We start from the raw sequence: 14,939 nt of genomic DNA, 5'->3' as shown, positions 1-14,939 counted from the left end.
GAAGGTTAAAATCCATAAATTTAATAACGCTAAAGACGAAAAAAGAATGAAATAGAGGCTGTTTAAAATAATGGCAATGATTTTTTGTACTCCTGATTTTCCGAATGCTCCTAAAATAATCCCTAAGATAGGAAAGATTATTTCTATCATAAGTGTATATTTTAAATAATGAGAGTAGAAAAAATGGGATGATATAAATAAGTATTCAATAATTACAGCAATTACTGCGATGGAGAAAAATAAATAGGATAATAACACAGTTATTTTTTTCACGGTTATTCCTCCTTAGAAATTAAATCGTTATAATATAAGTTCTATTGATGTATAGAATACAAGAGTGTATATATTTTAATTAAAACATACTGAAGTACCATATAAACAGTTATACGTAAAATAGATCTCTAGAAATATATATTCTAATTTCCTTTCCTTCTTGTATATAGTTGCAATTCTCCTTTTGAATATAACTAAAACACGAACGTTATCGATGACTAATAAAAAAACATTCGATTATTTATTGACATTGTTTATGAAATATTGTTAATATAGCCATAGAAACAATAATATATAAGACCTCATATAATCGCGGGGATATGGCCTGCAAGTCTCTACCTAACGACCGTTATTCGTTAGACTATGAGGGAAAGTCACTCGGTATTTTTCTATTCACAAGGGATACGTATGCCTGAGTAGAGCGCTTTCTCTCATAGTAAAAGAGAAACTGTTCTATTTCAGGCTTTTTTTATTTGAATCGGGGGGATTCTAATATGAAATCACTAGTTGGAGTCATAATGGGAAGTACGTCAGACTGGGAAACAATGAAATATGCTTGTGACATTTTAGATGAATTAAATATACCGTATGAGAAAAAAGTTGTATCCGCTCATCGGACTCCGGATTATATGTTTGAATATGCAGAGACGGCTCGTGAACGTGGATTGAAAGTTATTATTGCTGGAGCTGGTGGAGCAGCACATTTACCAGGGATGGTTGCAGCGAAGACAAATCTTCCTGTAATTGGCGTTCCAGTTCAATCAAAAGCGTTAAACGGATTAGATTCATTATTATCCATCGTCCAAATGCCAGGAGGGGTTCCAGTTGCAACTGTTGCAATTGGTAAAGCTGGTTCAACAAATGCTGGATTACTTGCTGCACAAATACTTGGATCATTCCATGATGACATACATGATGCATTGGAATTGAGACGAGAAGCGATTGAAAAAGATGTGCGTGAAGGTAGTGAGCTAGTATGACGAGAATCATTTTACCTGGAAAAACAATCGGCATTATTGGAGGCGGCCAGCTTGGAAGAATGATGGCATTGGCAGCTAAGGAGATGGGATATAAAATTGCTGTTTTAGATCCTACAAAGCATTCACCATGTGCACAAGTTGCTGATATTGAGATTGTTGCATCTTATGACGATCTAAAAGCAATTCAGCATTTAGCAGAGATAAGCGACGTTGTCACATATGAATTTGAGAATATTGATTATAGATGTTTACAATGGCTTGAGAAACATGCGTATTTACCACAAGGTAGTCAATTATTAAATAAAACGCAAAATCGTTTTACTGAAAAGAATGCAATTGAAAAAGCTGGGCTACCGGTAGCATCGTATAGATTGGTTCAAAATCAAGATCAACTTACAGAAGCAATTACAGAGTTATCTTTCCCTTCTGTCTTAAAAACAACGACAGGTGGATACGATGGTAAAGGGCAAGTGGTTTTAAAGAGTGAAGCTGATGTTGTGAGAGCAAAAGAACTTACTAATAAAGCAGAATGCATTCTAGAAAAATGGGTACCTTTTGAAAAAGAAATATCAGTTATTGTAATTCGTAGTGTAAGTGGTGAAACGAAAGTATTTCCCGTAGCAGAAAATATTCATGTGAATAACATTTTACATGAATCTATTGTTCCAGCTCGCATTACAGAAGAACTTTCTCAAAAAGCAATTACTTATGCAAAAGTACTTGCGGATGAATTAAAACTTGTGGGAACACTAGCGGTAGAGATGTTTGCTACAGCTGACGGTGAGATTTACATTAATGAACTAGCACCAAGACCTCACAATTCAGGACACTATACACAGGATGCATGTGAAACGAGTCAATTTGGTCAACATATTCGAGCAATCTGTAATTTACCTCTTGGAGAAACAAATTTGTTAAAACCAGTTGTCATGGTAAACATTTTAGGCGAACATATAGAAGGGGTCCTAGGACAAGTGAATAGACTAACCGGGTGCTATTTACACTTGTATGGAAAAGAAGAAGCAAAAGCGCAGCGAAAAATGGGGCATGTTAATATTTTAAATGATAATATTGAAGTCGCTCTAGAAAAAGCGAAGAGTTTGCATATTTGGGACCATCAAGAACAACTGTTGGAGGGAAAAAGATGATTAATCGTTATACACGCCCTGAAATGGGTGCAATTTGGACGGAAGAAAACAAATTTAAGGCATGGTTAGAAGTTGAGATTTTAGCTTGTGAAGCATGGGCTGAGCTTGGCGATATTCCAAAAGAAGATGTTAAAAAAATTCGTGAGCATGCATCATTTGATATTGATCGTATTTATGAAATTGAAAAAGAAACACGTCATGACGTAGTTGCTTTCACTCGTGCTGTATCAGAAACACCAACATTAGGTGAAGAACGCAAATGGGTTCATTACGGTTTAACATCTACAGACGTAGTAGATACAGCTTTATCTTACATCTTAAAACAAGCAAATGAAATCTTGTTAAAAGACTTAGAAAACTTTGTTAGCATTTTAGCTAATAAAGCGAAAGAGCATAAATACACGATTATGATGGGAAGAACACACGGTGTACATGCAGAGCCAACAACATTTGGTTTAAAACTTGGTCTTTGGTATGAAGAAATGAAACGTAACGTAGAGCGTTTCAAACAAGCTGCTGATACAGTTCGCGTTGGTAAATTATCTGGTGCGGTTGGTACATATGCAAATATTGATCCATTCGTAGAAAAGTATGTTTGTGAAAACTTAGGATTAGAAGCAGCACCAATTTCAACACAAACATTGCAACGTGATCGTCATGCACATTACATGTCAACACTTGCACTAATCGCAACATCTGTTGAAAAGATGGCAGTTGAGATTCGTGGTTTACAAAAGAGTGAAACACGTGAAGTTGAAGAGGCTTTCGCAAAAGGTCAAAAAGGTTCTTCTGCAATGCCGCATAAACGTAATCCAATTGGATCTGAAAATATGACTGGTTTAGCTCGTGTTATCCGCGGTTATATGATGACAGCTTACGAGAATGTTCCGTTATGGCATGAGCGTGATATCTCTCACTCTTCTGCAGAACGCGTAATTTTACCAGATGCTACAATCGCGTTAAATTACATGTTAAATCGCTTTGGTAATATTGTTAAAAACTTAACTGTATTCCCAGAGAATATGAAACGCAATATGACAAGAACATACGGCTTAATTTACTCTCAGCGCGTAATGCTTACACTAATTGACAAAGGTCTGGTACGTGAAGAAGCTTATGATATCGTACAGCCTAAAGCGATGGAAGCTTGGGAAACACAAGTACAATTTAAAGAGCTTGTAGAAGCTGATGAGCGTATTACGAGCAAGTTATCACAAGAGGAAATTAATGAATGCTTCAACTATGAGCACCATATGCAACACGTTGATACAATCTTTGAACGCCTTGGGTTAAACGAAGCGTAAAATTTCATATGGCACAGAATAGAGTCATTCTGTGCCATTCTTTATAAAAACATTATTCACATTTTTCAAACTACAGGGGGCTTGCGAAATGCAAAAGCTAGAATTGCTGTATGAAGGTAAGGCAAAAAGAATTTATCGTACAGAATCAGCAGATATGGTTTGGGTAGAGTACAAAGATAGTGCGACTGCTTTCAATGGGGAGAAAAAAGAGACGATTACAGGAAAAGGTCGTTTGAACAATGAGATTACAACTTTATTGTTCAGAAAGTTACAAGAAGTAGGAATAAAAACACATTTTGTAGAGAAGTTATCTGAAACAGAGCAACTTGTTAAAAAAGTGAGTATTATTCCTCTAGAAGTTGTCACAAGAAATGTAATTGCAGGAAGTCTTTCAAAACGATTAGGAATGGAAGAGGGAACTGTACTTGCAGAACCAATCGTAGAATTTTACTTCAAAGATGATGATTTAGGAGATCCGCTTGTAACGGAAGATCATATTCGTGTATTAAACGTTGCATCACCAGAGCAAGTAAGCGTATTACGAGATATGGCTCTACAAATCAATCAAGTGTTGATTGATCATTTCGCAAGCTGTCGTGTAAGATTAGTAGATTTTAAATTAGAGTTTGGTGTAACAGATGAAGGAGAAATCATTTTAGCGGATGAAATTTCACCAGATACTTGCCGTTTATGGGATGAAACGAGCAATGAAAAATTTGATAAAGACGTATTCCGTCGTGACCTTGGAAATTTAACAGAAGCTTATGAAGAGATTTTAAAACGTTTAGGGGGAATTTCACATGTATAAAGTTAAGGTATATGTAACGTTAAGAGAAAGCGTATTAGATCCACAAGGAACAGCAGTAAAAGGGGCACTTCATAGTCTTTCGTTCACAGAAGTACAAGACGTTCGAATCGGAAAATATATGGAATTAACAATTGATAAATCAGTATCTGACCTTGACGTAAAGGTAAAAGAAATGTGTGAAAAACTATTAACAAACGTTGTAATGGAAGACTTCCGTTATGAAGTTGAGGAGGTTGTCGCACAGTGAAATTTGCAGTCATAGTATTCCCAGGTTCGAACTGTGATGTCGATATGTTCCATGCAATTAAAGATGAGCTTGGTGAAGAAGTAGATTACGTTTGGCACGATAGAGAGAATTTAGATGAATATGATGCAATTTTACTACCAGGTGGATTCTCTTACGGTGACTATTTACGTTGTGGTGCTATTTCTCGCTTTGCTAACGCAATGAAAGCAGTGCAAAAAGCTGCTGAGCAAGGAAAGCCAATTTTAGGAGTGTGTAATGGATTCCAGATTCTTGTTGAATCAGGATTACTACCAGGAGCATTAATGAGAAACGAAAACTTAAAGTTTATGTGCCGTACGGTTCAGTTACGTGTTGAAAATAATGAAACGATGTTTACATCACAATATGAAAAAGATGAAGTAATCAATATTCCAATTGCACATGGTGAGGGGAATTACTATTGTGATGAAGCAACTCTTAAACAATTAGAAGAGAACAATCAAATCGCATTCCGTTATGTAGAAAATCCGAACGGTAGCGTTTCAGACATTGCTGGTATTGTAAATGAAAAAGGAAATGTACTTGGTATGATGCCACACCCAGAGCGTGCTGTAGATGAATTGCTTGGTGGTGCTGAAGGGTTAAAAGTCTTTCAATCTATCTTAAAACAGTGGAGGGAAACATATGTCGTTAATGCTTGAGCCAAATCCAACACAAATTAAAGAAGAGCGTATATATGCGGAAATGGGGCTAACAGACGAAGAGTTTGCCATGGTTGAAAAGATTTTAGGCCGTTTGCCGAATTATACAGAAACGGGACTATTCTCTGTTATGTGGTCTGAACATTGTAGTTATAAAAATTCAAAGCCAGTTCTTCGTAAGTTTCCAACGACAGGTGAGCGTGTCTTACAAGGACCTGGAGAAGGCGCTGGAATTGTAGATATCGGTGATAATCAAGCGGTTGTATTCAAAATGGAAAGTCATAACCATCCTTCTGCAATTGAGCCATATCAAGGGGCGGCAACAGGTGTCGGCGGTATTATTCGCGATGTATTCTCTATGGGCGCACGTCCGGTAGCTCTATTAAACTCACTTCGTTTCGGTGAATTACAATCACCACGTGTGAAATATTTATTCGAAGAAGTAGTAGCAGGAATAGCAGGATACGGTAACTGCATCGGGATTCCTACTGTTGGTGGAGAAGTACAGTTTGATCCATGTTATGAAGGAAATCCACTTGTAAATGCAATGTGTGTAGGCTTAATTAATCATGAAGATATAAAAAAAGGGCAAGCGCATGGTGCTGGTAATACAGTAATGTACGTAGGAGCATCAACTGGTCGTGATGGTATTCACGGTGCAACATTCGCATCTGAAGAGCTATCTGAAAGCTCAGAAGCGAAGCGTCCGGCGGTTCAAGTAGGGGATCCATTTATGGAGAAACTTCTTATTGAAGCATGTTTAGAACTTATTCAGTCTGATGCACTTGTTGGAATTCAAGATATGGGAGCTGCTGGTTTAACATCATCTTCTGCAGAAATGGCAAGTAAAGCAGGTATGGGTATTGAAATGTACTTAGATGATGTACCGCAGCGTGAAACAGGAATGACTCCATATGAAATGATGTTATCTGAATCACAAGAGCGTATGTTAATCGTTGTGAAAAAGGGTAGAGAGCAAGAAATAGTAGATTTATTTGAGAAGTATGGTCTTGCAGCAGTTACGATGGGGAAAGTAACGGAAGATAAAATGCTTCGCTTATTCCATAAAGATGTAATGGTAGCTGAAGTACCGGCGGATGCTCTTGCAGAAGAAGCACCAATTTATTATAAACCGTCAAAAGAAGCAGCATACTTTGCTGAGTTCCAGCAGATGAAAATGGAAACACCGCAAGTAGAGGATTATAAAGAAACGTTATTATCTCTATTACAACAACCAACGATTGCAAGTAAAGAATGGGTATATGATCAATATGATTATCAAGTGCGCACAAGCACAGTTGTTACACCAGGTTCAGATGCAGCGGTTGTACGTGTACGCGGTACAGAAAAAGGATTAGCAATGACGACAGATTGTAACTCTCGCTACATTTATCTAGATCCAGAAATGGGCGGTAAAATTGCAGTAGCAGAGGCGGCACGTAATATCGTATGTTCTGGCGGGGAGCCACTTGCAATTACAGATTGCTTAAACTTCGGTAACCCAGAAAAACCAGAAATCTTCTGGCAAATTGAGAAATCAGTAGACGGTATGAGTGAAGCTTGCCGCAAGTTACAAACGCCAGTTATCGGCGGGAATGTATCAATGTATAACGAGCGTAGTGGTGAAGCTGTATATCCAACACCAACTGTTGGGATGGTTGGACTGGTACACGATTTAAAACACGTAACAACACAAGAATTTAAACAAGCTGGCGATTTAGTTTATGTAATTGGAGAGACGAAAGCTGAGTTTGGCGGAAGTGAATTACAGAAAATGATCTACGGGAAAATTTTCGGTCAATCACCAAGTATCGATCTAGATGTAGAATTAAAACGCCAAAAACAATTACTAGCAGCAATTCAAGCTGGACTTGTTCAATCTGCACATGATGTTGCAGAAGGTGGTTTAGCAGTTGCAATTACTGAAAGTGCAATTGGTGCTAACGGTTTAGGTGCTACTGTGAAATTAGATGGGGAAGCAACAGCAGCATTATTTGCAGAATCACAATCTCGCTTTGTTATAACTGTAAAACGTGAAAATAAAGAAGCATTTGAGAAAGCGGTTGAAGCAATTCAAGTTGGAGAAGTTACAAATACAAATGAAGTAACAATTCATAATGAAGAAAATGAAGTATTACTTACAGCAAATGTAGATGAAATGAGAAAGGCTTGGAAAGGGGCAATCCCATGCTTACTGAAATAAAGGGGTTAAATGAAGAATGTGGCGTTTTCGGAATTTGGGGGCATGAAAATGCAGCACAAGTTTCGTACTACGGATTGCACAGTTTGCAGCACCGTGGGCAAGAAGGCGCAGGCATTGTTGTAAATAATGGGGAAAAAATCATCGGTCACAAGGGGTTAGGTTTAATATCAGAAGTGTTTTCAAGAGGTGAGCTAGAGGGATTAAACGGAAAATCAGCAATTGGACACGTACGATATGCAACAGCTGGTGGAAGTGAAGTTGCTAACGTTCAACCATTATTATTCCGTTTTTCTGATCATAGCATGGCGTTAGCTCATAACGGAAATTTAATTAACGCAAAAATGCTTCGTCGTGAATTAGAGGCAGAGGGAAGTATTTTTCAAACAAGTTCAGATACAGAAGTACTTTTACACCTCATTAAACGTAGTACAAAAGATTCTTTAATTGATAGTGTAAAAGAGGCTCTAAATAAAGTGAAAGGTGCGTTTGCATATCTTTTACTAACTGGAAATGAAATGATCGTTGCGCTAGATCCAAATGGATTCCGTCCTCTTTCAATTGGAAAGATGGGGGATGCTTACGTTGTAGCATCGGAAACATGTGCTTTCGATGTGGTTGGTGCAACATACATTCGTGATGTAGAACCTGGTGAATTGCTTATTATCAATGATGAAGGAATTCACGTAGATCGTTTTACAAATGAAGTAGACCATGCGATTTGCAGTATGGAATACATTTACTTTGCACGTCCAGATTCTAATATCGCTGGTATTAATGTTCATGCAGCACGCAAAAACATGGGGAAACGTTTAGCGGCGGAAGCTCCTATTGAAGCTGATGTTGTTACTGGTGTACCAGACTCTAGTATTTCAGCAGCAATTGGTTATGCGGAGGCGACAGGAATTCCATATGAGTTAGGATTAATTAAAAATCGTTACGTTGGACGTACGTTTATTCAACCTTCTCAAGAACTGCGTGAGCAAGGGGTTAAGATGAAGCTCTCAGCAGTAAGAGGTGTAGTTGAAGGAAAACGAGTTGTTATGATTGACGATTCTATCGTAAGAGGAACGACAAGTAAACGAATTGTTCGCATGCTTCGCGAGGCTGGAGCGACAGAAGTCCATGTAAGAATTGCTTCACCACCTCTTAAGTATCCATGCTTCTATGGCATTGATATTCAAACGAGAAAAGAATTAATCGCGGCAAATAATTCAATAGAAGAAATCCGTCAAATCATCGGAGCAGATTCTTTAACATTTTTAAGTGAAGATGGATTAGTAGATGCAATTGGACGCCCATATGAAGGGAAATACGGTGGTCTATGTATGGCTTACTTCAATGGAGACTATCCAACAGCTCTTTATGATTATGAGCAAGAGCTTTTAGAAAGTATGAAATAAGAAGAAAAAAGCTTCTACTTCTTTTGATGTAGAAGCTAGCTTCTTTCTTAAAACGGCCGCCCTGGATGGGGAGAAATTAAAAGACGAGGTGTAAAAAACGATGGCGAATGCATATAAGCAAGCAGGAGTAGATATTGAAGCTGGATATGAAGCGGTATCTCGCATGAAAAAACACGTACAAACAACAATGAGAAAAGAAGTGCTAGGCGGTTTAGGCGGTTTTGGAGGTATGTTTGATCTATCAAAATTTGCATTAGAAGAACCTGTATTAGTATCTGGAACAGATGGCGTGGGAACGAAATTGATGCTCGCTTTTATGGCAGATAAACATGACACAATTGGTATTGATGCAGTAGCAATGTGTGTAAATGATATTGTTGTCCAAGGAGCAGAGCCGCTTTTCTTCCTTGATTATATTGCTTGTGGTAAAGCTGAACCTAGTAAAATTGAAAACATCGTCAAAGGTATATCAGAGGGCTGTCGCCAAGCTGGTTGTGCATTAATTGGTGGAGAAACAGCTGAAATGCCAGGAATGTATTCTACGGAAGAATACGATTTAGCTGGTTTTACAGTTGGAATTGTTGATAAAAAGAAAATTGTAACAGGTGAAAAAATTGAAGCTGGTCACGTATTAATTGGCTTAGCATCTAGCGGCATTCATAGTAACGGTTATTCTTTAGTAAGAAAAGTACTACTAGAAGATGGAGAACTATCTTTAGATCGTATTTACGGACGCTTAGAACTACCTCTTGGTGAAGAATTATTAAAACCAACGAAAATTTATGTCAAACCTATTTTAGAACTATTGAAAAAACATGAAGTATACGGTATGGCACATATTACAGGTGGTGGATTCATTGAAAATATTCCACGTATGTTGCCAGAAGGAATCGGTGCGGAAATTGAATTAGGATCTTGGCAAGTTCAACCGATTTTTAGTTTACTTCAAGAGGTTGGAGAACTAGAAGAGAAAGAAATGTTCAATATTTTTAACATGGGTATTGGTATGGTAGTAGCAGTAAAGGAAGAAGAGGCAAAAGATATTGTTCGTCTTCTTGAGGAGCAAGGCGAGAAAGCTCATATTATTGGACACACTGTACAAGGATCTGGTGTTACCTTTATTGAGGGAACAGAAGTATGAGTAGATTAGCAGTTTTTGCTTCTGGGAGCGGCTCTAACTTTCAATCTCTTATTAATGCGGTAGAAGAAAAAAGATTGGATGCAGATATTAGTTTATTAGTATGTGATAAACCAGAGGCACGCGCTATTGGACGGGCACATTATCACCATATTCCATGTTTCACCTTTTTAGCGAAAGCATATGAGTCAAAAGAAGCATTTGAAAGAGAGATACTAAAGAAGCTAGAAGAGTATGAAATTGATTATGTTATTTTAGCTGGATATATGCGTTTAATTGGACCGACTTTACTAGCAGCATACGGCGGGAAAATTATTAATATTCATCCATCACTATTACCGAGCTTTCCAGGTAAAGATGCTGTTGGTCAAGCGTTAGAAGCAGGTGTGAAAGTAACTGGAGTAACGATTCATTATGTAGATGCAGGTATGGATACAGGTCCAATTATTGCGCAAGAAGCAGTAGTTGTTTCTGAAGGAGATACGAGAGAAAGCTTACAAAAGAAAATTCAACAAGTTGAACATAAATTATACGTAAATACAGTGAATCAAATTGTTCAGTCTGTGAAAAAACCAACTGTTAACTAACATACAACCAGGGGTGAAGGATAAATGAAAAAGCGTGCATTAGTAAGTGTTTCAGATAAAACAGGAGTAGTAGAATTTGTTAAAGGTTTACTTGAACAAGGGATTGAAGTTATTTCAACAGGTGGTACGAAAAAATTATTAGAAGAAAACGGCTTGCAAGTAATTGGTATTTCTGAAGTAACTGGTTTCCCAGAAATTATGGATGGCCGTGTAAAAACATTACATCCAAATATTCATGGTGGTCTATTAGCAGTTCGTGATAATGAAACGCATGTAGCGCAAATGAATGAATTAGGTATTCAACCAATTGACTTTGTTGTTGTTAACTTATACCCATTTAAAGAAACAATCGCTAAGCCTGATGTAACATTTGCTGATGCAATTGAAAATATTGATATCGGTGGCCCAACAATGATTCGCTCTGCTGCGAAAAATCATAAATTTGTATCTGTAATTGTAGATCCAGTAGATTATGATGTTGTATTAGCAGAACTGAAAGAGAACGGTGAAGTAACAGAGGAAACGAAACGTAAATTAGCAGCGAAAGTATTCCGTCATACAGCAGCATATGATGCGTTAATTTCTAACTATTTAACAGAGCAAATGGGTGAAGAAAGCCCTGAAACAGTAACGGTGACATTTGAGAAAAAACAAGATTTACGCTATGGCGAAAATCCACATCAAAAAGCGACATTCTATAAAGCGCCATTCGCAGCAACTTCTTCTGTTGCATACGCAGAACAATTACACGGTAAAGAATTATCTTATAACAATATCAACGATGCGGATGCAGCACTTAGCATCGTGAAAGAATTTACAGAACCAGCAGTAGTAGCGGTAAAACATATGAATCCATGTGGTGTTGGGGTAGGAACTGATATTCATGAAGCATACACACGTGCTTATGAAGCGGATCCAGTATCAATCTTCGGCGGTATTATTGCAGCAAATCGTGAAATTGATAAAGCTACAGCAGAAAAGTTACACGAAATTTTCTTAGAAATTGTTATCGCTCCTTCGTTCTCGCAAGAAGCTTTAGAAGTGTTGCAAAGCAAGAAGAACTTACGCTTACTAACTGTAAATATTGAAAAAGCGACAAGTGCAAGTAAAAAACTAACTTCTGTACAAGGTGGTCTTCTTGTTCAAGAGGAAGATACGTTATCATTAGATGAGGACGCAATTTCAATTCCAACGAAACGTGAACCATCAGAGCAAGAATGGAAAGATTTAAAACTAGCTTGGAAAGTTGTAAAGCATGTGAAATCAAATGCAATTGTTTTAGCGAAAGATGATATGACAATTGGTGTTGGTGCTGGACAAATGAATCGTGTAGGTTCTGCGAAGATTGCAATCACACAAGCTGGCGAAAAAGCACAAGGTAGCGCACTTGCATCTGATGCTTTCTTCCCAATGCCAGATACAGTAGAAGAAGCAGCAAAAGCTGGAATTACAGCGATCATTCAACCAGGCGGATCGATTCGTGATGAAGATTCTATTAAAATGGCAGACGCGTATGGGATTACGATGGTGTTCACTGGCGTACGTCATTTTAAACATTAATAGAGTAATTTTAGAAATAACAAACTAGGAGCATAGCTTCTAGTTTGTACTTATTTAATTATTGGGGGATGAAATATGAATGTTTTAGTAATCGGCCGCGGTGGACGTGAGCATGCTTTAGCTTGGAAGTTTGCACAATCTGAAAAGGTAGAAAAAGTATATGTAGCGCCAGGTAATGAAGGTATGCGAGATGTTGCAACACCAGTTGATATTGATGAGAATGATTTTGATGCACTAGTCTTATTTGCAAAAGAGAATAATGTAGGCTTAACTTTCGTTGGACCAGAAATTCCACTTATGAATGGAATCGTTGATCGTTTTAAGGAAGAGGGACTTCGTGTATTTGGGCCTAATAAAGCGGCTGCTGTTATTGAAGGTAGTAAAGCTTTTACAAAAGAATTGATGAAAAAGTATGATATTCCAACTGCGGCATATGAAACTTTTACAGACTATGAAGAGGCAGTAAAGTACATTCAAAAAGTTGGTGCACCGATCGTAATTAAGGCAGATGGGTTAGCTGCTGGTAAAGGTGTAACGGTAGCAATGACGCTTGAAGAGGCATTGCAAGCTGTGAAAGAAATGCTACAAGATGTGAAATTCGGCGCAGCAAGCAAGAAGGTCGTTATTGAAGAGTTTTTAGATGGACAAGAATTTTCATTAATGGCATTTGTAAATGGAACAACTGTACATCCGATGGTAATTGCTCAAGATCATAAACGAGCTTTTGACGGCGATAAAGGTCCTAATACAGGCGGAATGGGCGCATATTCTCCAGTACCACAAATTCCGGAGTCAGCGGTTCAAGAAGCGATTCAAACAGTATTACATCCAACTGCTAAAGCGATGATCCAAGAAAATCGTTCGTTTACAGGAATTTTATATGCGGGGCTTATTTTAACGAATGATGGTCCAAAGGTAATTGAGTTCAATGCACGCTTTGGTGATCCTGAAACAGAAGTTGTATTACCACGCTTAGAAAATGATTTAGTTGATGTATGTAACGCTGTATTAGATGAAAGTGAATTAACGTTACAATGGTCAAAGAAAGCAGTTATTGGTGTCGTACTTGCTTCGAAAGGATATCCAGAAGCATATAAAAAAGGTGAAAGTATTAACGGATTAGATGCACTGCAAGATGTGATTGTTTTCCATGCGGGTACAGCGATGAAACATGGTGACTTTGTAACAAACGGTGGCCGTGTATTATTTGTTGCTTGTAAGGCGAATAGTTTACAAGAAGCGAAAGATAAGGTCTATAAAGAAATCGGTAAAATTGAGAGTGATGGTTTATTTTACCGAAGTGATATAGGATATCGTGCAATTGGTCATGAGATGACGAGAAGCTAATGTATAAAAATCCCGCTGATTTCTCAGCGGGATTTTTATGCATCTTTATCTTTTTTTAATTTCCCTTTTTGCTTTGCCATTTCTCGAAGTAAATACTCGATGTGTGCATTGACGCTACGAAACTCATCATTCGCCCATTTTTCGATGACTGCGTGTAATTCAGGATCAATACGTAGTGGAAAGCTTTTCTTTTTGGCCATAATCACTTACAACCTTTAGTATAGGCTTCCTGTATTAATAACTGGTTGCGCACCTTTATCTGAAACGATGGCAACTAATAAATTGTTCACCATATTTGCTTTACGCTCGTCATCGAGTTCCAGTACGCCTTCTTCATCTAACATATGGATTGAATCTTTCGCCATCTTCACAGCACCTTCAACAATCTCTTTTCTAGCAGCTAAAACTGCTTTTGCTTGTTGACGTTGGAGCATTGCATGGGCAATTTCTGTTGCGTAAGCTAAATGTGTTAAACGAGTTTCTAATACTTCTACGCCAGCGATTTCAAGGCGTGCTTCTAACTCACGCTTTAATTCTTCAGAGATTTCTTCAGTATTTCCTCGTAAAGTGATACAAGTTTCATCTTGGAAATTATCATAAGGATATTTTGTAGCAACGTGGCGAATTGCTGTTTCACTTTGAATTTCTACGAATCGATCGTAATGCTCAACACCAAACATTGCTTTTGCAGAATCAACAACTTTATATACGATAACAGCTGCAATTTCAATTGGATTGCCCTCAACATCGTTTACTTTTAATTTCTTACTGTTAAAGTTTTCAACACGTAAAGATACAGTTTGACGAAACGCGAATGGAATTGTTAAAAATAAACCATTTTGACGAATTGTTCCTAAATAACTACCGAAGAACGTAATAACTTTCGCTTGATTCGGTTGAACGATACCGATACCTGTAGCTAAAACAGATGCTAATATGAGAGCTAAAATAGCTATTACAAACATTTCTTGTACCAGGCAAAATACACCGATAGCGGCTAAAACTAAAATTCCAATAACGCCGAGAAAACCATTTACATAAAATACTTGTTTTTCTTTCATATGATCGCCTCCTGATATAAAAATGATATCACTTTTATATCATTACATGCAAGGTTTTTATACCTAATTTTCTGAATTTTATTAATTGATTTATGTACGTTTTAGGGATGAAACTCCAAAAAGATAAGAATATATGTTCTGTTTTGTGATAAAATAAAGAAGACTTAGCCGCCCACTGCAGCAGCTAAGTCTCTTTGAGAGCA

The 14,939-nt window shown here is 37.6% G+C and carries 15 protein-coding genes and 1 riboswitch; of the genes, 12 read left to right on the top strand and 3 right to left on the bottom strand.

Annotated features, from left to right (window positions below; translation table 11 throughout):
- The coding region (locus tag JTF23_RS25510; RefSeq protein ID WP_204210068.1) for a hypothetical protein at nt 1–273 on the bottom strand (273 nt) is incomplete at its 3' end.
- Between the two features lie 282 nt (nt 274–555).
- Nucleotides 556–657, top strand: a riboswitch (purine riboswitch).
- A gap of 110 nt (nt 658–767) precedes the next feature.
- On the opposite strand from JTF23_RS25510, the gene purE reads away from it, so the two are divergent.
- The 12 genes from purE (at nt 768) to purD (ending at nt 13,675) form a co-directional block, all read left to right on the top strand.
- The gene (gene purE / locus JTF23_RS25505; protein WP_000839367.1) at nt 768–1,253 is read left to right on the top strand and encodes a 5-(carboxyamino)imidazole ribonucleotide mutase; all 486 of its coding nucleotides are present in this window, start codon (nt 768–770) and stop codon (nt 1,251–1,253) included.
- Nucleotides 1,250–2,401 (top strand): 5-(carboxyamino)imidazole ribonucleotide synthase, encoded by a 1,152-nt coding sequence (purK, locus tag JTF23_RS25500; RefSeq protein ID WP_016103378.1) that lies wholly within the window; start codon nt 1,250–1,252, stop codon nt 2,399–2,401. The genes purE and purK overlap by 4 nt, the downstream gene beginning before the upstream one ends.
- A complete protein-coding gene (purB, locus tag JTF23_RS25495) occupies nt 2,398–3,705 on the top strand; it encodes an adenylosuccinate lyase (protein WP_016103379.1) in 1,308 nt (435 codons plus the stop codon). Before purK ends, purB begins: the two co-directional genes overlap by 4 nt.
- Before the next feature lie 88 nt (nt 3,706–3,793).
- Nucleotides 3,794–4,513: a phosphoribosylaminoimidazolesuccinocarboxamide synthase gene (purC, locus tag JTF23_RS25490; RefSeq protein WP_001170543.1), complete on the top strand. Its 720-nt coding sequence runs from the start codon at nt 3,794–3,796 to the stop codon at nt 4,511–4,513.
- A complete protein-coding gene (purS, locus tag JTF23_RS25485) occupies nt 4,506–4,760 on the top strand; it encodes a phosphoribosylformylglycinamidine synthase subunit PurS (protein ID WP_016103381.1) in 255 nt (84 codons plus the stop codon). The genes purC and purS overlap by 8 nt, the downstream gene beginning before the upstream one ends.
- Nucleotides 4,757–5,440 carry a phosphoribosylformylglycinamidine synthase subunit PurQ gene (gene purQ, locus JTF23_RS25480; protein WP_000666771.1) on the top strand — a complete coding sequence of 228 codons (684 nt, stop codon included), beginning with the start codon at nt 4,757–4,759 and terminating at the stop codon, nt 5,438–5,440. Before purS ends, purQ begins: the two co-directional genes overlap by 4 nt.
- Complete coding sequence (gene purL / locus JTF23_RS25475; protein ID WP_204210067.1) at nt 5,424–7,643, top strand: phosphoribosylformylglycinamidine synthase subunit PurL; 2,220 nt, start codon at nt 5,424–5,426, stop codon at nt 7,641–7,643. Before purQ ends, purL begins: the two co-directional genes overlap by 17 nt.
- A complete protein-coding gene (purF, locus tag JTF23_RS25470; RefSeq protein WP_002091359.1) occupies nt 7,628–9,043 on the top strand; it encodes an amidophosphoribosyltransferase in 1,416 nt (471 codons plus the stop codon). Before purL ends, purF begins: the two co-directional genes overlap by 16 nt.
- A 100-nt stretch (nt 9,044–9,143) precedes the next feature.
- Nucleotides 9,144–10,184: a phosphoribosylformylglycinamidine cyclo-ligase gene (gene purM, locus JTF23_RS25465; protein WP_204210066.1), complete on the top strand. Its 1,041-nt coding sequence runs from the start codon at nt 9,144–9,146 to the stop codon at nt 10,182–10,184.
- A complete protein-coding gene (gene purN / locus JTF23_RS25460; protein ID WP_016103383.1) occupies nt 10,181–10,768 on the top strand; it encodes a phosphoribosylglycinamide formyltransferase in 588 nt (195 codons plus the stop codon). The genes purM and purN overlap by 4 nt, the downstream gene beginning before the upstream one ends.
- Before the next feature lie 24 nt (nt 10,769–10,792).
- Nucleotides 10,793–12,328 (top strand): bifunctional phosphoribosylaminoimidazolecarboxamide formyltransferase/IMP cyclohydrolase, encoded by a 1,536-nt coding sequence (purH, locus tag JTF23_RS25455; protein WP_002159497.1) that lies wholly within the window; start codon nt 10,793–10,795, stop codon nt 12,326–12,328.
- Between the two features lie 75 nt (nt 12,329–12,403).
- On the top strand, nt 12,404–13,675 hold the full coding sequence (gene purD / locus JTF23_RS25450) for a phosphoribosylamine--glycine ligase (RefSeq protein ID WP_016103384.1): 1,272 nt from the start codon (nt 12,404–12,406) through the stop codon (nt 13,673–13,675).
- 35 nt (nt 13,676–13,710) lie between these two features.
- Here purD and JTF23_RS25445 read toward each other — a convergent pair whose 3' ends face one another.
- Entirely contained in the window at nt 13,711–13,875 is a 165-nt protein-coding gene (locus JTF23_RS25445) for a type II toxin-antitoxin system antitoxin (RefSeq protein WP_001085171.1), read from the bottom strand.
- 15 nt (nt 13,876–13,890) lie between these two features.
- Nucleotides 13,891–14,736 (bottom strand): SPFH domain-containing protein, encoded by an 846-nt coding sequence (locus JTF23_RS25440; RefSeq protein ID WP_002063557.1) that lies wholly within the window; start codon nt 14,734–14,736, stop codon nt 13,891–13,893.
- Nucleotides 14,737–14,939 lie beyond the last annotated feature (203 nt).

The sequence above is a fragment of the Bacillus sp. RIT 809 genome, from assembly GCF_016892495.1.
Lineage (GTDB): Bacteria > Bacillota > Bacilli > Bacillales > Bacillaceae_G > Bacillus_A > Bacillus_A cereus_U.
The sequence above is the reverse complement of the archived record's forward strand: the minus strand, read 5'-3'. Positions and strand labels throughout refer to the sequence as shown.

What these genes read in the sequence shown, in the direction of transcription:
- purD (WP_016103384.1), top strand. Translation starts at nt 12,404, where the DNA reads ATGAATGTTTTAGTAATCGGCCGCGGTGGACGTGAGCATGCTTTAGCT.
- purE (WP_000839367.1), top strand. Translation starts at nt 768, where the DNA reads ATGAAATCACTAGTTGGAGTCATAATGGGAAGTACGTCAGACTGGGAA.
- JTF23_RS25440 (WP_002063557.1), bottom strand. Translation starts at nt 14,736, where the DNA reads ATGAAAGAAAAACAAGTATTTTATGTAAATGGTTTTCTCGGCGTTATT.
- purL (WP_204210067.1), top strand. Translation starts at nt 5,424, where the DNA reads ATGTCGTTAATGCTTGAGCCAAATCCAACACAAATTAAAGAAGAGCGT.
- purC (WP_001170543.1), top strand. Translation starts at nt 3,794, where the DNA reads ATGCAAAAGCTAGAATTGCTGTATGAAGGTAAGGCAAAAAGAATTTAT.
- purF (WP_002091359.1), top strand. Translation starts at nt 7,628, where the DNA reads ATGCTTACTGAAATAAAGGGGTTAAATGAAGAATGTGGCGTTTTCGGA.
- purK (WP_016103378.1), top strand. Translation starts at nt 1,250, where the DNA reads ATGACGAGAATCATTTTACCTGGAAAAACAATCGGCATTATTGGAGGC.
- JTF23_RS25445 (WP_001085171.1), bottom strand. Translation starts at nt 13,875, where the DNA reads ATGGCCAAAAAGAAAAGCTTTCCACTACGTATTGATCCTGAATTACAC.
- purB (WP_016103379.1), top strand. Translation starts at nt 2,398, where the DNA reads ATGATTAATCGTTATACACGCCCTGAAATGGGTGCAATTTGGACGGAA.
- purH (WP_002159497.1), top strand. Translation starts at nt 10,793, where the DNA reads ATGAAAAAGCGTGCATTAGTAAGTGTTTCAGATAAAACAGGAGTAGTA.
- purM (WP_204210066.1), top strand. Translation starts at nt 9,144, where the DNA reads ATGGCGAATGCATATAAGCAAGCAGGAGTAGATATTGAAGCTGGATAT.
- purS (WP_016103381.1), top strand. Translation starts at nt 4,506, where the DNA reads ATGTATAAAGTTAAGGTATATGTAACGTTAAGAGAAAGCGTATTAGAT.
- purN (WP_016103383.1), top strand. Translation starts at nt 10,181, where the DNA reads ATGAGTAGATTAGCAGTTTTTGCTTCTGGGAGCGGCTCTAACTTTCAA.